This window comes from Parapedobacter sp. GCM10030251, from assembly GCF_042666505.1.
Lineage (GTDB): Bacteria > Bacteroidota > Bacteroidia > Sphingobacteriales > Sphingobacteriaceae > Parapedobacter.
This window is the reverse complement of record NZ_JBHTDN010000004.1, coordinates 313,646-333,512: the sequence shown is the minus strand read 5'-3', so window position 1 is coordinate 333,512 and position 19,867 is coordinate 313,646. Positions and strand designations below refer to the sequence as shown.

The window sequence follows — 19,867 nt, the reverse complement described above, 5'->3', positions numbered from 1 at the left end:
AAATTATGACTATATTTTATCCGTTTTAAGAAATTTTATCCTGAATACTGCAATAATAATCCAAAACCCCGTACGAAGCGCTTGTTGTTTTTAACAACTTTGGTTAATTTTAACTCGCCGAGAAAGACACTAGTTATGTATAACCATGGAAACAACATTCAGAAAAACCGTTGTTCAAAAATCTAACATTCCCGAATCCAACATATTTTTTGTTAGGGAGTTACGAGAGAAACATTTTGATGCGACCTGGCATGCCCACCAGGAGTTTCAGCTTTTTTTGGTATTGGAGGGTACGGGCACACGCTTTATCGGCAACACAGTCAAATCTTTTGATAAGGGTGATTTAACTTTTTTAGGCCCCAACATTCCTCATTTATGGCGAACTGATGAGGGAGATTTCGAACGCCCTACCGATAAGTTTAGCCACGGGCTCGTTATTTATTTCGATGAAAGTTCCTGGCGCCCACTTATGGGTAAGGATGAATTTTCACAAATCAAGATGCTTTTTGAAAGAGCGCGCTACGGCATGGAAATTCACGGTGAATGCGCCAAAGCCACATCCAAACTGATGCTTGAACTTCTTCACCTACATGGTACCGAAAGCATCATCCATTTCTTCAAAATACTTGATTTACTAACCGTATGTAAAGATTATCACTTGTTGCACGACGATGTGGTTGACAACCCATTGAAAGAAATAGAGTCCAATCGCATTAATACGGTATACAACTACGCCGCCCAACACTTTAAAAATAAAGTTCCTCTGGAAGAAGTGGCTGCGTTACTGAACATGACGCCCACGTCGTTCAGTCGCTATTTCACCATGAAAACCAGCAAATCGTTTTCCTACTTCCTTACCGAGCTCCGTATCCGCAATGCGTGTAAATTGCTTTCCACGGAGGAAGCTAAAAACATTGATCAGATTTGCTATGAATCCGGATTCAACACCCTGTCTAACTTCAACAGGCAATTTAAAACGTTCATCGGAATGACCCCCAAGGAGTATCGGCAAAAGTTTTTGACGCTTTGATCAGAAACCGAACCGCTTCCGGGCCGTCACACCGAAGGTGGCCGGCCTACCCAGATGCACGGCAGCAAAGCCTACGTTATACGCGTAGTCGACGTACCGTTTATCTGCGAGATTTTGCCCCCAAAGACTCAACTCATAGCCTTTCCAGGTGTAGCTGATGTTTGCGTTCAACAGGCTGTAAGCTTCTTGCCCAATGGTATTATCGACAACAAAATATTGCTGTCCGATGAATTTGCCGTAAACGCCCAATTGCAATTGCTGCTTGTTATCAACCTGCAATGGAATCACATATTGGGCACCAAGAAAACCGGTCCATTCGGGAGTATACACCGGTCGGTTTCCCTTTAACTGAACATTGCCGCCATCCGCTCCCGCCGTGTTGAAATCCGTGTACTCCGCGCGGGTAAACGCAGCGCTGCCCCACAACGTCAAATTCCGCACCACGCGAGCGGCTACTTCCGCTTCGGCACCTAAACTTTGCATCCGTCCGGTGTTTTCGGTTACGGTAATTGCGTCGGGCAGGATCAGTGTTGGTACCTGTGCGTTGTTGACACGGCTGTAAAATGCCGTTACATCCAGTTGCAGACGCCGGTCGATAAATAGGTTCTTACTACCGACCTCGATGTTATTACTGAACTCGGGATCAAACGGCCGTAACGAAGCCTCCTCTGGATTCGAAGAAAGCTGCGAAATCCCTCCCGCACGGAAGCCCCGTGTGTAGGATCCATAAATATGATGTGCTTCGTCAAAAGCATACTTCACGCTGACCCGTGGTGTAAACGCATGGAAATCTGCAGAAGCAGCCGTATCAGGTTGAACAACCATGATATCACCGCCGTCGGGTTGGAATTCTCCGCGGGCGTCCAATTGGGCATTCTCATAGTCGTATCGAAGTCCGACTTGGAATTCCCACCCGTTATTAAATTGGTACCCAAGTTGGCCAAAAACGGCGATCCCCTGGTTGATGGCCGCGTTTGTCAAAATACTAGTGGCATGGGTGGGCGTTCCTTCTCCCATCATTTCGGCATCCGCCCCAAAATAGGTACCTTGTTTGGTAGGCGCATCTTGGTGGAATAGAAATGTCCCGGCCGTCCAATGAAGAGGAGCATTGCTGGAAGGCGCCGAAGCCAGTTTAAATTCCTGGGTAAACACCTTGACATGATTCCAATCCTTGCCATAATCGTTCACAATGGAAACGGCATCCAACCGCGAAAAATCACCGTCGATCGGATCGCGGTAGAACCGATAATTGGATTGATAAGCGGTCTGCGAGCTAAAATTAAGGGCATCGCCGAAATGATTGACAGAAAGCGACACGTTCCGCGTCTCGTCAACCATTTCGGTCCGGGCATTCTGGCTGAGATGGAAGGGGTTTCCAAGGGCATCATCCATGCCGGGGATAAGGGCAAACGCACCGCGATTGCGATTCGAGACATGTTTGAAGTTCAACGTCATTGCCCACTGGTTACTGACCAGGTATTTCAAATAATAATTGCCGAATCCCGTGTGTTGTTTGTCATAATGCGAACCATCAAAATCATTGGTAAAAAAACCATTCAGGCCATTGTACATACCGGAAGCCCCGAAAAATAGCCGGTCTTTGACGATGGGTGTGCGGATACCTAATAGGTAACGCTGTTGCCCGTAATTCCCTACGTTAATCTCCGCCAATCCGCTCGTTCGGTTCGTAGGCTGTTTAGTGATGATATTGATAACGCCGCCCATGGCATTTCGACCGTAGAGTGTGCCTTGTGGTCCGCGGAGCACTTCGATTCGCTCCACATCTTGCAAGTAAGGGATGTAGGTATCCAATCCAAATTGATTAACCCCATCCACGTACGTGGCGACGGCTTGATTGTAGGAAGTAGTTGTAATCCCCCTGATGGAAGCCACGTTCCGGTTATCACCCGGATTTGCTATGTTCAGGTTGGGCACAACAGCAGTCACATCCATGACATTCCAGATGTATTGCTGTTCAATCTGCCGAGCACCTACGACCGACAAGCTGGCCGGTATATCGTGGGGATCGCTTTCCATTTTCTGGGCCGTTGCCACCACTTCATCCAACCGGGTTTCGACGCCAGCTAACTGAATATCCAGTGTGGCATCTCCATGTACTGATATGGTATGATTTTCAGCCGCATATCCAACAGCGCTCACGCGAATCATATGTGTGCCCGCAGATAGGTGCTCAAGCCGGAAATTCCCTTGGTCGTCGGTTGAAGTAGCCTGGTTGGAATTCAATACCTGAACCGATGCGCGGGGTATCCCGTTCCCGGTTTCCGTCCGTACCATTCCTCCAACCGAATACTGGGCTACAGCGGTACCCGATAGTATCAAGAATAAACCCAATAAAGAAACGTGGCGCATAGCTATATATTACTTTTCAAATTCCTAAGCGCGCCGAAATTACAATAATTTTTTTAGTCCTTAAGTACTTCCCGCGAAATCACCATTTTCTGAATTTCCGATGTTCCTTCGTAGATTTGGGTAATCTTCGCATCGCGCATGAGGCGCTCCACGTGGTATTCTTTCACATATCCATAGCCGCCGTGTATCTGTACCGCCTCTATCGTTACTTTCATGGCCACCTCCGATGCATACAGCTTGGCCATAGAAGCCGCCTTGGCATAGGGCATGCCGGTATCGTTAAGCCACGCTGCTTTCAGACATAAGAGCCTAGCCGCTTCAATCTGTGTAGCCATATCGGCCAATTTGAATTGGATTGCTTGATGTTGCGCAATGGGTTTCCCAAAAGTGTGACGTGTTTTTGCATAGTTTGCGGCAAGTTCGAAGGCGCCCGAAGCTATGCCTAATGCTTGAGCGGCGATGCCGATGCGTCCACCTTCCAATACATTCATAGCAAATTTAAAACCAAACCCGTCTTCACCGATGCGATTTGCCTTCGGCACTCTCACGTCATTGAATAAAAGCGAATGGGTATCGGATCCCCGGATACCTAACTTGTTTTCTTTCGGACCTACGGTAAAGCCATCCATTCCTTTCTCAACGATCAATGCGTTAATGCCACGATGGCCCTTGTCAGGATGCGTTTGTGCGATTACCAGATATGTGGAAGCAGAATTTCCATTAGTTATCCAATTCTTGGTGCCGTTGAGCAGGTAATAATTTCCTTTGTCTTCCGCGACGGTACGTTGGGAGGTAGCGTCTGAACCCGCTTCCGGTTCAGACAAGCAAAAGGCACCGATATGCTTGCCCGAGGCGAGAGGTTTTAAGTACTTTTCCTTCTGCTCTTCGGTTCCGTACTTTTCCAGGCCATAACAGACCAGCGAATTATTAACCGATACGACTACCGAAGCAGAGGCGTCGATCTTGGAAAGCTCCTCCATCACCAACACATAGGATATGGCATCCATGCCCGCGCCGTCATATTTCGGATCGACCATCATGCCCAAGAACCCCAATTCTCCAAGTTTCTTAATTTGTTCCGCCGGAAACTGTTGCTGCTCGTCGCGTTCGATAACACCCGGCTTTAATTCGTTCTGCGCAAAATCGCGAGCGGCTTCCCGGATCATCTGGTGTTCTTCAGTGAGTGCGAATATCATAACTAAACGGTTTTGTATGTAGGCAGAGCTTGATGCCTACCATGGCAAAGATAAAAAAAATTGCTATGCCAGCATAGCAATTCGTTGCCCTGAATTACCCCAGCTCCGCCAGCAAGTCCGCGACATCCAGGGTCTTTGTGTACATATTCAATGAGCCATCCGGAAAATGAGGCCATTGGTCCTTAGGCCTGTCCCAGTACAACTCCACGCCATTTCTATCCGGATCATCCAGATACAGTGCTTCGGATACGCCATGATCACTTGCCCCGGTCAGCGGATATTGTGCCTTCCTTAACCTGTCAAACATCACGGCCAGGTCCCGCCTCGTTGGGTAAAGGATAGCTGTATGGTATAAGCCCGGACTTTGTACGGGAGCCGGCGGGGCTCCTTCGCTATGCCAGGTGTTCAAGCCAATGTGATGATGATAACCTCCGGCAGAGACGAATGCGGCTTTTCTTCCATACCGCATGGTTAGCTCAAACCCCAACAAACCGCAATAAAATTCCAGGGAACGCTCCAGGTCCGATACTTTCAAATGTACATGTCCGACCCGCGTCTGTGGGGGAACGGTGTAAACTTCGCTCATAGGACAAATTTTAAAAAAATAAACCACCCTGGCAAACTAGTTAGGCTCCAGGATCCGCATGCGATAGCAATTCATCGCGGCACTTCCCAATTGTTCCAGCAATCGGTAATTGACCACCGCTCCCACTGCGGCACCGACAACCGGGACCAGTTGCGCCATTTTGGCCAGATCGATGTAGTCGCGGTACTCCAGCTGAAAGGTCCGCCAATCAAAGCTGTCAATGTCATCCGGAAGACCATCCACGTATGTGCTCCAGTTGACTAGCCTATTGTATACATCAGCCCGATGCATATGACTGGAAAATGCTAACTGAAATATCGTAAGTAGGAAAAGCCGCTCTTTGTATTGCCGGATGTCATACCCGTAAGTCGCTCCTATATCAAATAACATTTTGATCTTGATTGCCACCAATGCCGGGAAATCGGCAATCCCCATCAAAATACCCCCAGCTCCAGTAATCATGCCCTCCACCGACGCGGCCTTTTTGTAGGTATCTATCAGCTGCTTAACGTGGGCTTCGCGCAACTGAAAACTACCGGTTAATTTTGGCGACACCGTCGTATACTGCGCGCCGAAAAGCACACCCTTCACCATTTTTTCGATGGCGAACGTAATTGCCTGATGAATCTTTTCCGGAATCAGGCTGTTAAGTTTATGCTGTATATTTTTCGCCCATACGCTACCTAACGATGCTTTTTTTGACATTTTGAGTTTCCAAAACGCCAATTCAATCGCTACTTTTTTCCGGTACAGGGGTGACATTTCTGGAAGCCGGTCCTTTTCCATATAGCATTAGACGAGGCGCAAATCATTTTGTTTCGACATTTTTTTATGTCAAAAAATCTACTAACTTTGTAGACTACGAACTTATAATAGGAGGAACAAAAGATGAGTTTACGATTAGGTGATACCGCACCGAATTTTAAAGCGGTAACGACAATAGGCGAAATTGATTTTTACGAATACACAGAAGGTAGCTGGGTGGTATTGTTTTCACATCCCGCCGACTACACGCCTGTGTGTACGACCGAACTTGGCCGTACCGCCCAACTGAAGAGCGAATTTGAAAAACGCAACGTAAAAGTACTCGCGGTGAGCGTAGATCCCGTCGACAGTCATCACGGTTGGGTGCACGACATCAATGAAACACAAAATTGTGAAGTGGATTTTCCGCTGATTGCCGACCCCGATCGGAAGGTATCGGAACTTTATGACATGATTCATCCAAACGCATCGGCAACCGCCACAGTCCGTTCGGTTTTTATCATCGGTCCGGACCGGAAAATCAAACTGACCCTTACGTATCCTGCTTCTACCGGACGTAACTTCAATGAAATCCTTCGAGTTATCGATTCACTGCAACTGACTGCCGACTATAGCGTAGCCACCCCAGCCGATTGGAATCACGGTGAGGACGTGATCGTAGTTCCGGCAATCCCAACCGAGGAAATTCCGTCGAAATTCCCGAAAGGCCACAAAATCATCAAGCCGTATCTGCGTACGACACCGCAGCCCAATATTTGATCGTTAATTGGTGGCGCACCATAAAAAAAGCGATTGACTCCAGAGCCAATCGCTTTTTCAATTTCACAAAATAATCCTTAATAAACCTTCACCAAATAGACACAATCCTGAATCTTCTTGATTTGATCGGTACGTTTCAATCCACTCAATGAATTCTTCCGGTTGATCGTCAATTTGCTTTCCAACGAATCCATGGGAATCGCTGAAATAGATTTTAAAAGTGCTTCGGTTTTGATCGCAAAAGACGCACCGTCAATACCCGTTTGTTTGCCGCTGATAATACCAATCACCTGTCCCCTACTGTCGATCACCGGACCGCCACTATTTCCGGGGTTGACCGGAATAGACAATTGGTAAGCGGTCGTATCGCCGGCGTAGCCCGTACGCGAACTGAGGTATCCCTGGCCATAAACTACCTCGTCGCGCGGAAACCCAATCGTATAAACGTCTTCACCCAAGTCCGATTCGGTTTCTTTAAATGTATATGGAATATTTTTCAACGCTTTGAACGCACTATCGCTGATATGCAACATCGCCAGGTCGTGGGTCGGATCAATATAGATTACATCTGCCCGAAATGACTCCCCCTTGCTGTTTTGCAGGTGAACAGAATCTGCGTCTTTTACCACGTGATAGTTCGTTACCACGTATCCATTGGGCGAAATAATAAAACCGGTCGCTCCGAAGTGGCTTTCAGACGACCCTCCTTTTTGCTTTTCGTTGTTGATGTTGCGTATCACCGCATTTTGTGCGTTTACATTCTTTTTGACGGTATTCATGTCCCTTCTTAACGCGCTGTAATTGGTAGTAGTCTTTTCAATGGTTTTGTAATAACCAGACAGCCATAGCGTTGAAAAAACTGCGATAATAGCCACACTGGCTGCCACCAGCGAATTGACTTTAAACCGATTCCATAGGGTGACCAGGATGGGCTCCCTGTGCGTTGCCGCAGCAGCAGCCTCCGGACGATGATATCGGTCTGCCACAGACGCGAGCGTCCTTTTGAAAGCCGCACGATCTGCGTGGTGCTTAAGTTGCTCAATAAACAGCCGGTGCGTAGCCAACTGCTCAGCTGCCGAGGCATTTTCCTCACAATACCGCTCAAAAGCGGTTCGCTCCGCGCTATCCATCTCTCCATTCAAGAACCTATCGGCTTGTACTATAAAATCCTGTTCATTCATCATATCCGTTTCCTTTTCTTCGCCTAGGCATCAGACGCCGCCCAATAAGTTTTCACGTAGTTGAAAAAAATAATCGTTTTAACCGTTGCAGACATTTGTATTTTTGATTCTTCGCATTATCAGCGCTCGTATATCCGAATTTCTCACAGATCGCCTGCATCGACAAATTCCCTATATAAAAATCATGGATAATGGTTCGGCAGGGTTCGCCCAATTTCTCCAATGCCTGTTCCATTAATGATAACTGCAATTCCATTTCGCGGTGCTTCGCCAAATCGTCTTCAACCGGGATCACTTCACCATAGTTGCTGACGTCCTGAAACGCCCGCTCCTGGTTACCCAACTGTTTAAGCCACAGCCTCCGGCATACTGAGTAAATATAGGTCTTCAGTTTGCTGCTTAATTCAAAATCCCCCTGTTTGATTTTATCATACAGCACGATTACCGCCTCCTGGAAAACATCCTTCGCCTCCTCTTCCGTACCCTTGTTTTGAAGGATCATGTTCAGTACCATTGGGAAATAATCGTGATATAAGCTCTCTAAAACCGCGGTATCGCCACGTGCGATGCCGTTCACAGTTTTCAAGTCAGCGTCTGGTACGACAGATCTATTTAACTTACTCACCTATTAATACGCTAATGCCCAAAATGTAACCCTTATATCTTGTCAAACCTAAGATATTTTTTTGGATTTATTCGTTTTTCACCACCTGGGTCACGGATATGAGGGCTGTGATCATCAATCCAAACAAGCCGATTACGGCATACGAATAGCGAAGACTGGCCAGTTCGGCAATGTAGCCGATCAGCGGAGGCCCGATGAGAAAGCCGAGGTAGCTGACGCTGGATACCATCGCCAGCGCGACTCCCGGGGAAATTGTAGCATTTCTGCCTGCAGCACTATATACCGACGGGACCACACATGCCACACCTAACCCCACCAGCATAAAGCCTAGGGAGGCGGCAGTCACATTGGGAAAAAGCACAGAAATGCCCATGCCAATAAAGATGAAGCCGCCGCTTATTTGCAATAACGTGCGTCTCCCGATACGACGGATCGCCCAATCGCCAACAAAACGGCCGAAGGCCATCATGATCATGAATGAGGCGTAGCCAACCACAACCAAGGACGCGGGAGCCTGCACGATATCCTTAAAATAGACGCCGCTCCAATCAAACATTGCCCCCTCGGTCGCCATGCTACAGAACCCAATGATACCAAGTTGTACCAATACACCGTCAGGCTTCGTAAAGAAACTCGTTTTCCGTTCCTTGGTCTCAACATTACTAACCAAGTACTTTTGATTGATTACCGTATTGATGACCACAACAATCAAAATAATCCAAAAATGCAAATAGGTACTGACATGGAGATTTATCATCAGTAATCCGATCAATGCCCCCGTGAATCCGGCAATACTCCATGCGCCATGAAACGACGTCATGATCGAACGGCTATACAATTGCTCCGCGGCCACTCCTTGCGTATTCACCGCGATGTTGCACAGATTCCCCACAATGCCAAAAGCGAGTAACACCATTCCCAATTGCCATCCCGTAGACGCCAATGCAAGGCAGGTCAGTACAAGCGCATATAAGGGGGCTGCAATGCGCAGCACTTGGTGGCTACCGTACTGGGTAACCAACCTGCCAGACAACGGCATGGTTAACAGCTGTCCCAGGGGCAGCGCAAAAAGCAACGTACCTAATTGTGCATCCGACAGGTTCAGCGCGGTTTTAATATCCGGTATACGGCTTGCCCAAGAGGAAAATGCCAGCCCTTGACCAAAATAAAACAGCGCTACCGCTATTCGTATTCGTTTCCGTGAAATCGCCCTATCAAGACTTGGAGTAGGTCCCGGTTCTACCTGTTCAGATACCCGGGCGGAGACAGGCTCCTCAATCAATGTTTTCAACTTATCTACCAGAAATTTTTGCAAATGTACAATAAATCCCCTGCCAATTTAGGCGAATGGGTTGTCATCCCTTCGTCAATCGTTTCGGGAGATATTCCTATCTTAGCGAGCAATTTTCACGACATGACACATCACACCCTTACATGGCAGCAATACATTGACCAGGGATTGGCTGAACTCGACATCCCTCCTTCTCCGGCGATGTTATACGAGCCCATCCGGTATATGCTTGCGCTGGGCGGAAAACGCATACGGCCCATGCTGACACTCATGGCGGCTGATCTTTTTTCGATTCCCAACATCCGGCACGCCATACCTGCGGCGCTAGCCGTCGAACTTTTCCACAACTTTTCGCTTGTGCATGACGACATCATGGATCACGCACCGCTAAGACGGGGAAAAGAAACGGTCCATCAAAAATGGAATGCTAACGTCGCGATTCTTTCGGGTGACAACCTGCTTATTATGGCGTATGGACAGCTCGCAAAATGCCCGAAAGATAAGCTGCCTGTCGTCCTGGAAACATTCAATACGATGGCCACGCAAGTATGCGAGGGGCAGCAATTGGATATGGATTTTGAAGGCAGCCCGGCAGTTTGTATCGATGATTACCTTCATATGATTCAACTGAAGACCTCCGTGTTGCTAGGTGCGGCATTGAAAATCGGCGCGGCGCTTGCCGATGCCACCGATATTGACGCCCAACAGCTCTATGATTTTGGTGTCAATGTGGGAATTGCGTTTCAATTACAGGATGATCTCCTTGACGTCTACGGTGATCCCGAACAGTTCGGTAAGCAACGCGGTGGGGACATTTTAGCCAACAAAAAAACCTATCTGCTGCTGAAGGCAGTGGAAACAGCAAACCCGGCGACCGTTTCCGAATTACACGATTGGATGGAAGTACGCGATCAGCCCGAAAAAAAAATCAACCGTATAACGGCTATATATGATTCTCTCGGCATCCGCCAGGCAACCGAAGCCGCCAAGCACTTTTATGCCTCCAAGGCCTATGCAGCACTCGATAAAATTAATTGCGACGAAAGCCGGAAAGTTCCCTTGCAGGCCCTGGCCCAGCATCTTCTGGACAGGACCAAGTAAGAACTGGCAAAATAATTGCGGCGTAAGCGCTGACATTTGCTTTTAGCTAATATTTTGCTAACTTGTGCTGATTGCAGGCTACGTAACAAACAGGATACCATAGCTTATGGATATGGATGCATTAAAAATTACAACTTTCCAAGCATACCTTTTCTGGGAAAACATTGATAAAAACCTCAGCAATCTATCACTCAGGCTATCTGCCATCCGCGAAAAAACTGATCTGATTATCTTGCCTGAAATGTTTAACACGGGCTTTACGATGGACGTGAAAAAATGCGCGGAAAAGTCAGACGGCAAAACGATGCATTGGATGCTGGAAACCGCTCAGAAATATGACTGTGTGGTAGCCGGGAGCCTTATTATTGAAGAAGAAGGCAAGTATTACAACCGCTTTGTATGGATGACCAAGGAAGGGAATTACGTAAAGTATGACAAGCGGCATCTCTTTGGTATGGCTGGGGAAGATGCCGTATTCACACGCGGCAATCAACGGGTCATCGTTGAATTAAACGGCTGGAAGATCTGCCCGATGATCTGTTACGACCTGCGTTTTCCGGTATGGTCTCGCAATCTCAACAGTGCTTACGACATTCTGCTTTATGTAGCCAATTGGCCAGACAAACGCTCAGCACATTGGCGAAGCCTTATTCCTGCGCGGGCAATCGAAAACCAGGCATTTGTGATCGGCGTAAACCGGGTTGGACACGACGGCAATGAAATTTACTATTCCGGAGGCTCCATGTGTATCTCACCCGTGGGCGATGTGGTATACTATAAACCCGAGTATGAAGACCTGTACACATTTACCATTTATCGGAAGGATATTGAAGATACGCGAAATGGGCTGCCATTTCTGAAAGATATGGACGATTTTAACCTAGTCATCGACCGTAAAAATTAGGGATAAGGTCGCTCCAGAATAACCGATTTGATAACGGCATCACGCAGGTCGAAAGATTTCCCTTCCCTTTCGAAAGCGGAATCCGTCCCTTCGTCAACTTCCAACCGCAGCGATGAAAGTGGCTGTTTGCGAGCTTTCCTGATTCGCTTGACTTCGTCCACCTCCATAAAACCCGAATAACTCTGATAGGCCTCCCGTAAAGGCTCAGGCTTCATTTGAGGGCGTGTTGCTTCCCTTCCCTGCACGTCGATCGCTGGCTTAGCCGCCGGCCGATTGGCATTTTCCTCAGGCAAGGGTGGCACCGGCGGTTGTCCCAAATTCCGCTTACGTGCTTTCTCCTGCTCCTTTTGAAAATTGGCGTAGGCCTGAAAGGCAAAAACTGCAATCGCAATGACTATGGGAATCAAGGTTTCCATCGGTATAAAGGTATGGATTTTTTGTAACATATTTGCAGCCTATGCATCAAACAAACCGTAAATTCCATTCATGAGTAGCCAGCGACAACTGTTCCAGCAACTGTTTGATGAAAACTCCAAAAAGGTGTATCACCTGTGCTATGGTTATACGGGCGACAGTGATTCAGCGAACGACCTCATGCAGGAAACCTTTATCAAGGTCTGGCAAAATCTCGATAGGTTCAGAAACGAGTCGCAGTTTTCCACATGGATATATCGCATTGCCGTAAATACCTGTCTTTCCTATCTGCGGACAGTCAAACGCCGTACAACGGACGAACTCAATGACACCATCATTGAAAATTATACGGAGGAGCCCTCCGAGAAACAAGAACAAATTGCACTGCTTTACAAATCTATTTCTCAACTAGATGAAAATGAACGGATTATTATAACAATGGTATTGGATGAGGTACCTTACCCTGAAATCGCCGAAGTGGCAGGCATTTCCGAGGGGAACTTACGGGTAAAAATCCATCGGATAAAACATAAGCTAACAGAAATATACAACAGTAATGAAAGGCTTTGACGAGATACAACAGCTTTGGCAAGGGCAGAAACCAGAGCCAAACGTTAGCTTTGAAACCATTTTAAAGCGTGTTAAGAGCGACCGGACCGCCCTGTCGAGAAAATTATTTTGGCAGAGTGTGGCCGTTGGCGTAGTTGTCCTCACGGCGTTATGGATAGGCATCGCGGTCGATTTCTCTACATGGACCACGTATTTGGCGCTGGCCATTCTGGTGGGATGTATCGGTTATTATTTCGCCAATCAATTAAATGATTACAAAGACATCCGTCGTAGCAGTCATTTACTAGCCAAGCCGCAAGATTACATTAATTATCTGCGAGCGTTCCAGCAAAAACGCTATCGCTTTAACACCCGGACCTATACAACTTACGAAATTTGTGTTGCCGCAGCGTTTGCCCTGTACGGTATTGAGATGTACTTTATCCTTCCCCTTTTGACCTTTGCCGGCATTTTTATCCTGGTCATTCTCTGGTTTTTAATCTGCCACTTTGTATTCATGAAGCAGTACATCAAAAGTGAGCATATGCGGATTGAGGAAATGATTGATAATTTGGAGCGGATAAAAAATCAATTTGAATAAATCCGCTCACTCATTTGCCGATACAAACTGACTAAGTCTTGGTGGCTTTGTTCCAATAGTTTCAGGTGCTTTTGCATGGTCCCGATATCATTCCGTATAGCTGGACCGGTTTGGACCTCCTGGGGCTGATGCGCCATTATTTTTTGAGCAGTTTCAAGGATAAGGGGCCGGATGAGGTCGAAATCCAGCGAATATTCGCCAAGGATATCTGCGCCGATGGCGTAAAAATGATTGGTAAAGTTACACGCGAATACCGCCGCTATGTGCAGGGCCAGCCTTTGCCGCGAATCACAGAAAAAACACCGCTTGGATACGCTGCCTGCCAATCGTACCAACTGGGTATACGTAGCCTCATCTGATGCCTCCAGTGCAATCGGGACCATCGAAAAATCGACCGACTTGGCTATCGAAAATGTCTGTACCGGATACATTACGCCATACCTTTTGACGTGAGCGGCAAAGATTTCTATATCGACGCTTCCTGCGGTATGAACAACGGCGCCCTCCAGCGAAGAAGGCAGCTGTGTAACTACCTGACCAATCGCATCATCCTTTACAGCAATCAGGTATACATCGGCATCCAAGTCAAGCTCCGCGAGCTTATCAATTGCGTCGGCTTTGACTGCGCTAGCCAAAATCTTGGCATTGGCTTTGGTCCGGCTATATACCTGTACAACCCGGTGTCCGGCATCGGAAAGCGCCTTACCGAAGTGAGTTGCTACATTTCCGCTTCCAAGCACTACGATGTCCATACGAATTACACGGATTTCATTTCCTTATTACGACGAAAAATGGATAGCAAAAAGCCGATGGTCATCACGATGGCACCGCACCAGAAGAAATTGATATACGGAAATTTAATTGCCTTAAAAACAATCCATTTCTTTTCAGGCAAGGGCTTTTGATACACCATCAATTCCAGTTTGTCTTTCTGCGGCATGATATTACTGAATCGCAGCCGGAGTCCCTGCTCTTCTACATCCTTAAATAAGTCAAAGGTGGTTCCTCCGCGTATCAAAAAAACAGGTTCCGCCTCATACGTTTCGCCCGTAGCAGCATGTATGCGAAGTTTCAGTCCGACAATGATATCGTCGTCCTTACGGGGAATATTTTGCACGACTGCATCTCGGTTAATCCCCTCGACCACAATATACCCATTGCGATAACGAAGTGTGTCGCCAATATTGGTCTCATACACCGCGGGCTCGTCATAATCCTCGAAGCCGGTTTGCTCGCCCTGCTGCGCCTGTTGATGGGGCTCCGACATGGCCGCCGTAATCAATGTATATATATCGTGTGTCAGGTAGTGCTTGGTTGCAGGCGTACCGATGAGCCCTCCCATCTGCGGGTTATTTTGGGCAAACGGCCGAAGCTGAAAGCTCTCAATTACCCTGCCCGTTTCGTCATCAATTTTCTCGTAGTTGATTTTATAATACACGTTGGGCGGAGCCACGCTATCGCCCACATAGGTAATACGATAGGCTCCCATTTGCATAGGTTCCCCTTCTGTAAGAAACAGGTTGTCCCCCGGTTTTTCAACCTGATCAAAACCAGCCACGGCAATGTGGTTGCTGCTGTTTACCGAAATCACTTCATTGGTCGCCGCTGCCACCAATCCACCGATAAGAAGAAGTCCGAAGCCAATATGCGCCACGGCAGATCCGGTAAGCTTCCATTTACCTTTAATGGCGTCTCCTAAAATTTTACCGTTAGCCACGACGGTGTAGGCAGCAGCAAATACCAACAGGATATACATGAAATTCGTGTACACCTTAGTGACATAAACCACTATCGCTGTAACAACCATCGCCACCACAAGCGAGGCAATAGCGGCTGTGTAAAACTTACGAACATCTGTTCGCTTGTACTTCATGAACTGCGTGAATGCAGAAAGCAAAGCAACGACCACCGCAAAACCCGCTTGCCACTTATTATAGTGCTGTATCGGATCAATCGGGGGTGCAACTTTCGTCCCAAAGACGGCATTAAACACTGGAATTGAGGTAGAGGCGATGATCTGCAAACAGGCTACGGTGAGAACCAGTGCACCGACAAATAGCCAGAATTCGCGCGAATAAATATCTTCTTCCTTTTTTGAGGACGGCATTTCCTTTTTACGTTTCACCAGTAGGTATACCATGATGCCTAAGAAAATGACATTGAAGGCTACCAATTGCCAATAAAGGCCCAGGTCTGTAAACGAGTGTACCGATGTCTCGCCCAGTACGCCGCTGCGCGTTAGGAAAGACGCATAGATGACCAGTACAAAACTTACCAATGCCAAAAAGGTAGCGGTAAAATACGAGTGCCCCGAATTTTTGAAGGCAATCATCACGTGAACCGCGGCGATAAGTGTGAACCATGGAATAATGGATGCGTTTTCCACCGGATCCCACGCCCAGAAACCACCGAAATTAAGCGCTTCATAAGCCCAGAAAGACCCCATAATAATCCCCGCGCCCAACGTCATAACAGCGAATAGCGCCCACGGTATGCTCGCCGAAATCCATTCTTTATACCGCCGTTGCCACAATCCGGCAACTGCATAGGCAAACGGCACGATCATCGCAGCAAACCCCAGAAACAACGTAGGCGGGTGAATAACCATCCAGTAATTCTGAAGCAGTGCATTCAGGCCGCTACCGTCGGTAATCATCGCGAGGTAATTCGGATCCGAAAAAATCGGCAGATCCAACGCATCCCGAAACAGGATAAAGGGCGAACTGCCCACGCGCTCACCCAAAATTTCGACCCCAATAAGCATCGATCCCAATACGGCCTGACATAACATGACCACGGCCATTACCGGGCTTTCCCAGCTCTTGGCCCGAAAAACCAGTACCACGCCCAATAATCCCTGCCAGAACATCCAGAGCCAGAAACTCCCCTCCTGCCCTTCCCAGAAACTGGAGATAATAAAATGCGTGGGAAGGGATTTCGAAGAATGATCCCACGCGTAATAGTATTCAAATAGGTGATTGTAAATGATGTAAAATAAACAGCTTCCGATTCCAACAACCGACACCACATTCAACCAAAAAGCGATACGGGCGATTTTCAGCCATGAACGCTCTTCTTGGTGTTTGCTTGCAAAATAATAACTGATACAAGATAAAAGCGCGGAGCCAAAGGAAAGGATGACGAAAAATTGGCCGATTTTGCCCGGTAACAGGGATTCCCCTACATACGTTATATCCATCTACTGCTGTCCATTAACCGGTTTACGATCCACAAAACCAATATTTTGGGCTGTGGACGCCTCAATCACTTCCATTTCGTCCTGATTATACTTTGACGGACATTTCATTAGAATCTTACTGGCATGGAATTCCTCCCCTATCATTTTGCCTGTTAGCACGATTTGCTCTGAACGCTCAATATCTTGTGGTTTTGCACCCCTGAAAACCACCTTACATTCAGTGCTGTCGTTATCATACATGTAGAACGCAAAATGATTCGCATCCACGGTAGGATTATAGTGCAATTCCTTCTCCTTATTGAGTACGCCCACAACATACAATTCCGACTGCTTTTCCTTTGCCTCACTGAATGTGGAATAAGTGCTTGAATCTGTATACATCACGATGATCATCGCAATTGCTAGCGCAATAATGATAATGGGTATGACCGAACTTTTCTTCATGTTATTATCTCCCAACGGATTAAACCGAAATGCAAATTTACGAATTGCAAAATGAAGCCACGAATATTGCAAGGGATTGGCATTTTTTAGAATTATTCTAAACAAACACGGAGAAAAAAAATCCGTATGTTTGCTTATGGGGAGTAAAAGCTGTACCAATCGCGAATGATCCACAACCTGTATAACGTCGGCAGGGCCGTCACGAGCACCCTACTGCTTTTTAGTTTTAGTTATTTCTTAGGTTTTGCGCAGCCTTTACCGCGCGCTGAGCTGAATTTCAGAAGCGACAACGATCTTTATCTGTTCAATAAACAAGATCAATATTATACAAACGGTATTTTTCTGAATATCAGGAAAGTTGCGGACAGTACACGGTTGTCGCCCAAGGAAGTCAACCGGCTGTGGGGCCTAACCGTAGGACAGAAGATGTACAACGCCTACACCGCTCAAATCCGCTACATCGAGGAAGTGGACCGGCCGATTACGGCTTACCTGTTTGTTGCGGCCGACCTGGACCGCTACTTTGCGAATGAATCCGTTTTATCGTTCACAATCGAACTTGGCACCATTGGTCAACGGGCGTTAGGGCGACAGTTTCAGGAAGGCATACATAAAGTGCTCAATCTTTATGACATCGCAGGATGGGAATACCAATTAAAGAATGCCGCCGGTGTGGATGCGTCCGTTCGATACGGCGGCTTACTGTATCGCAACCCAGCTCGTTGGCTTGATCTATCAGCCCATGCAGAAGCCATATTAGGGTTAAATCACACCGGGTTATCAGTCGCACCCACCTTACGATTGGGCCGGGTCAACCCGCTTTACCAATCAGTCTACACCTCCAGCCGATTGCAGGTACACGGCACGACGGCAAACCGCGAACTATTTTTTTACTACACTCCGCAGCTTCGATTTGTAGGGTACGATGCCACACTTCAAGGCGGCATGTTTTTACACGACAAAGGTCCCGTAACCCACTCTCCCTCCCGTTGGGTTTTGTATAATCAATTCGGATTTGCGTATGCCAACCGGGCGATAACCTTACGAATGCAGTATATATTTTACAGCAAAGAAGTACCCGGCATGTTCTTCCGGCACCGGTACGGCTCGATTGGAATGGGCTACCGGTTTTAAAGCCAGTCTTTTTTCCGATTAATTTTTCGCAGTGCCTGCAGACGCTTGGCTTCCAGGCGCTTTTGATTGGCGGCCCGGGATGGTTTGGTCGCTTTGCGGGGCTTATCTGCCTTTATCGCCAGTGACAACAAGTCGATTAGTTTTTGAACAGCAATTTCTTTGTTCATCAACTGGCTCCGTGTTTCCTGACTAACAATCTGCAAGCGTCCGTCCGCTTGAAGCCTGTTAGCAAGACGTTCTCGGATACGGGCCTTCTCTTCTTCTGACAAAAAAGTCGCTGCATCGACATCAAACAACAGCGTAACCTTGGTCTCGACTTTATTTACATGCTGTCCGCCGCTACCGCCACTCCGTGAAGTCTGGAAGGAAGTAAAAGGTCGTAAAGCATCCGCATCAATTTGCTTAATCTGTGTCATTCGCGTTCTATCAGATCGGTGTCCTGCATTTTGCGGCCCAGCGCAAACCGACTTACCAACATTGCTGCGACCGTATCGCCTGTGGCATTCAGCAGCGTCGCCATGGGATCCACCAGGGTCCCGATAATCATGACTGCGGGGATAGCTTCCGTAGGCAGTCCATAGACTGAAATCATCAGCATCTCACCGATATACCCGCCATTGGGAATTCCACCTGCTACAATGCTGACCAATACCGTGATTCCAAGCGCAGTAATCAAGGTAGTAGGTTCAAAAAAATCCCTGCCAATGAGTACAAAAGCTACGTAAATCTTCACGATACTTGACATTGATGACCCATTTTTATGCAAGGTGGTTCCTAACGGAATTACCACGTTGGCCACCGATGCCGGAATGCCCATCCGCGGTGCCGCAGCCAGATTGACAGGCATCGTGGCAATGCTGCTGCAAGTACTGATAGCCGTAGCCGAAGGCAAGATATTATTTCTCCAAAAACGGTCGATACCGGGTTTACCACCGGCAACGTAGGCGTAAATGCTGAAAAACACGAAAAAGTAAAACGCCCCCAAAACATAATACAGACCAAGCGGCTTGGCATAAAACCCAAAAAGTTCCGGTCCGATCGTCCCCACCTGATATGCAAAATAAGCGCCTAACCCAACGGGCGCAATCTTCATAATCAGGATAAGTAGATGCTTCATCACCTCATTTCCGGATGACAAAAATTTTCGGAAGGCACCGCCCGCCTCACCCGATCGCATCGCCGCAATTCCGGTGAGGAAGGAAAAGATGACAAACGCCAGCATGTTTTCCCGCGACAAGAGTTTATAAAACTCGTCCACGGAGACAAACCGGACTAATTTATCCCCCCATGTATCATTCGGGGAACCCTGCAACAGCTCATTCACCGTATCCGCAGGAACCTCTGGCGCTTCAACGGGGAAGAACCACAGGGCGACCACCGTACATAACGCGGCAATAATAATGGTAGAGAGAAACACTCCGGCCATGGTAGAGATAATACGTCCCAATTTTTGCGAGCCGTCTATATTCGCCACTGCCGAAGAAATGGCAAAGAACAACAAAGGGACCACAGCGGCAAATAGCAGATTGAGGAAAACATCGCCCAGTGGCTTCAACCAGGTCACGGCTTGCGGAAAAAATACGCCTACAACGCTACCTAATACGATACCCAAAAGCAGCAGAAGGATGCTTCCATAATGTTGAAAAAATTGGGACCGTTTGCTTTCCATATGAATTATGGCTACTAAAATAGGAGAATTATTTCACGGAAGATCAATC

20 protein-coding genes are annotated in these 19,867 nt (G+C 47.4%); 7 read left to right on the top strand and 13 right to left on the bottom strand.

What is annotated here, in order from left to right; all coding sequences use genetic code 11:
- Positions 1–145: 145 nt before the first annotated feature.
- Complete coding sequence (locus ACFQRK_RS13665; RefSeq protein WP_379007561.1) at positions 146–1,030, top strand: AraC family transcriptional regulator; 885 nt, start codon at positions 146–148, stop codon at positions 1,028–1,030.
- Here ACFQRK_RS13665 and ACFQRK_RS13660 read toward each other — a convergent pair whose 3' ends face one another.
- From ACFQRK_RS13660 to ACFQRK_RS13645, 4 genes are all read right to left on the bottom strand, one after another.
- A complete protein-coding gene (locus ACFQRK_RS13660; protein WP_379007559.1) occupies positions 1,031–3,400 on the bottom strand; it encodes a TonB-dependent receptor in 2,370 nt (789 codons plus the stop codon).
- A 53-nt stretch (positions 3,401–3,453) separates the two neighbouring features.
- Positions 3,454–4,596, bottom strand: a complete 1,143-nt coding sequence (locus ACFQRK_RS13655; protein WP_379007557.1) for an acyl-CoA dehydrogenase — start codon at positions 4,594–4,596, stop codon at positions 3,454–3,456.
- A 94-nt stretch (positions 4,597–4,690) separates the two neighbouring features.
- Positions 4,691–5,182: a VOC family protein gene (locus tag ACFQRK_RS13650; RefSeq protein WP_379007555.1), complete on the bottom strand. Its 492-nt coding sequence runs from the start codon at positions 5,180–5,182 to the stop codon at positions 4,691–4,693.
- A 36-nt stretch (positions 5,183–5,218) separates the two neighbouring features.
- A complete protein-coding gene (locus ACFQRK_RS13645; protein WP_379007553.1) occupies positions 5,219–5,968 on the bottom strand; it encodes an EcsC family protein in 750 nt (249 codons plus the stop codon).
- Positions 5,969–6,070: 102 nt separating this feature from the next.
- Here ACFQRK_RS13645 and ACFQRK_RS13640 point away from each other — a divergent pair, with 102 nt between their 5' ends.
- A complete protein-coding gene (locus ACFQRK_RS13640) occupies positions 6,071–6,706 on the top strand; it encodes a peroxiredoxin (protein WP_379007552.1) in 636 nt (211 codons plus the stop codon).
- Between the two features lie 77 nt (positions 6,707–6,783).
- On the opposite strand, the gene ACFQRK_RS13635 is transcribed toward ACFQRK_RS13640, so the two are convergent.
- The 3 genes from ACFQRK_RS13635 to ACFQRK_RS13625 all read right to left on the bottom strand — a co-directional run bounded on the left by ACFQRK_RS13635 (position 6,784) and on the right by ACFQRK_RS13625 (position 9,803).
- A complete protein-coding gene (locus ACFQRK_RS13635) occupies positions 6,784–7,890 on the bottom strand; it encodes a trypsin-like peptidase domain-containing protein (RefSeq protein ID WP_379007550.1) in 1,107 nt (368 codons plus the stop codon).
- A 49-nt stretch (positions 7,891–7,939) separates the two neighbouring features.
- Positions 7,940–8,473 carry an RNA polymerase sigma factor gene (locus tag ACFQRK_RS13630; RefSeq protein WP_379007548.1) on the bottom strand — a complete coding sequence of 178 codons (534 nt, stop codon included), beginning with the start codon at positions 8,471–8,473 and terminating at the stop codon, positions 7,940–7,942.
- Between the two features lie 106 nt (positions 8,474–8,579).
- A complete protein-coding gene (locus ACFQRK_RS13625) occupies positions 8,580–9,803 on the bottom strand; it encodes an MFS transporter (protein WP_379007546.1) in 1,224 nt (407 codons plus the stop codon).
- Positions 9,804–9,827: 24 nt separating this feature from the next.
- Between ACFQRK_RS13625 and ACFQRK_RS13620 the strand changes: the two genes are divergently transcribed.
- Positions 9,828–10,904 carry a polyprenyl synthetase family protein gene (locus ACFQRK_RS13620; protein ID WP_379007544.1) on the top strand — a complete coding sequence of 359 codons (1,077 nt, stop codon included), beginning with the start codon at positions 9,828–9,830 and terminating at the stop codon, positions 10,902–10,904.
- Between the two features lie 112 nt (positions 10,905–11,016).
- Positions 11,017–11,808, top strand: a complete 792-nt coding sequence (locus ACFQRK_RS13615) for an amidohydrolase (RefSeq protein ID WP_379007543.1) — start codon at positions 11,017–11,019, stop codon at positions 11,806–11,808.
- Here ACFQRK_RS13615 and ACFQRK_RS13610 read toward each other — a convergent pair.
- Positions 11,805–12,224, bottom strand: coding sequence for a hypothetical protein (locus tag ACFQRK_RS13610; RefSeq protein ID WP_379007541.1), 420 nt, complete (start codon positions 12,222–12,224; stop codon positions 11,805–11,807). The two genes, ACFQRK_RS13615 and ACFQRK_RS13610, sit on opposite strands and share 4 nt — an antisense overlap.
- 70 nt (positions 12,225–12,294) lie before the next feature.
- Here ACFQRK_RS13610 and ACFQRK_RS13605 point away from each other — a divergent pair, with 70 nt between their 5' ends.
- Together ACFQRK_RS13605 and ACFQRK_RS13600 are read left to right on the top strand one after the other, a co-directional pair.
- The gene (locus ACFQRK_RS13605; RefSeq protein WP_379007540.1) at positions 12,295–12,792 is read left to right on the top strand and encodes an RNA polymerase sigma factor; all 498 of its coding nucleotides are present in this window, start codon (positions 12,295–12,297) and stop codon (positions 12,790–12,792) included.
- On the top strand, positions 12,779–13,372 hold the full coding sequence (locus ACFQRK_RS13600; protein ID WP_379007538.1) for a hypothetical protein: 594 nt from the start codon (positions 12,779–12,781) through the stop codon (positions 13,370–13,372). The genes ACFQRK_RS13605 and ACFQRK_RS13600 overlap by 14 nt, the downstream gene beginning before the upstream one ends.
- On the opposite strand, the gene ACFQRK_RS13595 is transcribed toward ACFQRK_RS13600, so the two are convergent.
- Genes ACFQRK_RS13595 through ACFQRK_RS13585 form a run of 3 tightly spaced genes read right to left on the bottom strand, consistent with a single transcriptional unit; the run spans position 13,360 to position 17,015 of the window.
- On the bottom strand, positions 13,360–14,124 hold the full coding sequence (locus ACFQRK_RS13595; RefSeq protein WP_379007537.1) for a Rossmann-like and DUF2520 domain-containing protein: 765 nt from the start codon (positions 14,122–14,124) through the stop codon (positions 13,360–13,362). The genes ACFQRK_RS13600 and ACFQRK_RS13595 overlap by 13 nt on opposite strands.
- Before the next feature lie 5 nt (positions 14,125–14,129).
- Positions 14,130–16,571, bottom strand: a complete 2,442-nt coding sequence (ccsA, locus tag ACFQRK_RS13590; protein WP_379007534.1) for a cytochrome c biogenesis protein CcsA — start codon at positions 16,569–16,571, stop codon at positions 14,130–14,132.
- A complete protein-coding gene (locus ACFQRK_RS13585) occupies positions 16,572–17,015 on the bottom strand; it encodes a cytochrome c maturation protein CcmE (RefSeq protein WP_379007532.1) in 444 nt (147 codons plus the stop codon). It abuts the gene before it with no gap.
- 165 nt (positions 17,016–17,180) lie between these two features.
- Between ACFQRK_RS13585 and ACFQRK_RS13580 the strand changes: the two genes are divergently transcribed.
- A complete protein-coding gene (locus ACFQRK_RS13580) occupies positions 17,181–18,149 on the top strand; it encodes a lipid A-modifier LpxR family protein (protein WP_379007530.1) in 969 nt (322 codons plus the stop codon).
- Here the strand turns inward: ACFQRK_RS13580 and arfB are convergent.
- A complete protein-coding gene (arfB, locus tag ACFQRK_RS13575; protein ID WP_379007527.1) occupies positions 18,146–18,565 on the bottom strand; it encodes an alternative ribosome rescue aminoacyl-tRNA hydrolase ArfB in 420 nt (139 codons plus the stop codon). The genes ACFQRK_RS13580 and arfB overlap by 4 nt on opposite strands.
- Positions 18,562–19,818: a dicarboxylate/amino acid:cation symporter gene (locus ACFQRK_RS13570; protein ID WP_379007525.1), complete on the bottom strand. Its 1,257-nt coding sequence runs from the start codon at positions 19,816–19,818 to the stop codon at positions 18,562–18,564. Before ACFQRK_RS13570 ends, arfB begins: the two co-directional genes overlap by 4 nt.
- Positions 19,819–19,867: the final 49 nt, after the last annotated feature.

Bases quoted from the DNA above. Each gene is read 5' to 3' on its own strand.
- ACFQRK_RS13570 (WP_379007525.1), bottom strand. From the start codon at position 19,818: ATGGAAAGCAAACGGTCCCAATTTTTTCAACATTATGGAAGCATCCTT.
- ACFQRK_RS13665 (WP_379007561.1), top strand. From the start codon at position 146: ATGGAAACAACATTCAGAAAAACCGTTGTTCAAAAATCTAACATTCCC.
- ACFQRK_RS13610 (WP_379007541.1), bottom strand. From the start codon at position 12,224: ATGGAAACCTTGATTCCCATAGTCATTGCGATTGCAGTTTTTGCCTTT.
- ACFQRK_RS13620 (WP_379007544.1), top strand. From the start codon at position 9,828: ATGTACAATAAATCCCCTGCCAATTTAGGCGAATGGGTTGTCATCCCT.
- ACFQRK_RS13580 (WP_379007530.1), top strand. From the start codon at position 17,181: ATGATCCACAACCTGTATAACGTCGGCAGGGCCGTCACGAGCACCCTA.
- ACFQRK_RS13635 (WP_379007550.1), bottom strand. From the start codon at position 7,890: ATGATGAATGAACAGGATTTTATAGTACAAGCCGATAGGTTCTTGAAT.
- ccsA (WP_379007534.1), bottom strand. From the start codon at position 16,571: ATGGATATAACGTATGTAGGGGAATCCCTGTTACCGGGCAAAATCGGC.
- ACFQRK_RS13645 (WP_379007553.1), bottom strand. From the start codon at position 5,968: ATGGAAAAGGACCGGCTTCCAGAAATGTCACCCCTGTACCGGAAAAAA.
- ACFQRK_RS13650 (WP_379007555.1), bottom strand. From the start codon at position 5,182: ATGAGCGAAGTTTACACCGTTCCCCCACAGACGCGGGTCGGACATGTA.
- ACFQRK_RS13605 (WP_379007540.1), top strand. From the start codon at position 12,295: ATGAGTAGCCAGCGACAACTGTTCCAGCAACTGTTTGATGAAAACTCC.
- ACFQRK_RS13660 (WP_379007559.1), bottom strand. From the start codon at position 3,400: ATGCGCCACGTTTCTTTATTGGGTTTATTCTTGATACTATCGGGTACC.
- ACFQRK_RS13640 (WP_379007552.1), top strand. From the start codon at position 6,071: ATGAGTTTACGATTAGGTGATACCGCACCGAATTTTAAAGCGGTAACG.
- ACFQRK_RS13655 (WP_379007557.1), bottom strand. From the start codon at position 4,596: ATGATATTCGCACTCACTGAAGAACACCAGATGATCCGGGAAGCCGCT.
- ACFQRK_RS13595 (WP_379007537.1), bottom strand. From the start codon at position 14,124: ATGGACATCGTAGTGCTTGGAAGCGGAAATGTAGCAACTCACTTCGGT.
- ACFQRK_RS13615 (WP_379007543.1), top strand. From the start codon at position 11,017: ATGGATGCATTAAAAATTACAACTTTCCAAGCATACCTTTTCTGGGAA.
- ACFQRK_RS13585 (WP_379007532.1), bottom strand. From the start codon at position 17,015: ATGAAGAAAAGTTCGGTCATACCCATTATCATTATTGCGCTAGCAATT.
- arfB (WP_379007527.1), bottom strand. From the start codon at position 18,565: ATGACACAGATTAAGCAAATTGATGCGGATGCTTTACGACCTTTTACT.
- ACFQRK_RS13600 (WP_379007538.1), top strand. From the start codon at position 12,779: ATGAAAGGCTTTGACGAGATACAACAGCTTTGGCAAGGGCAGAAACCA.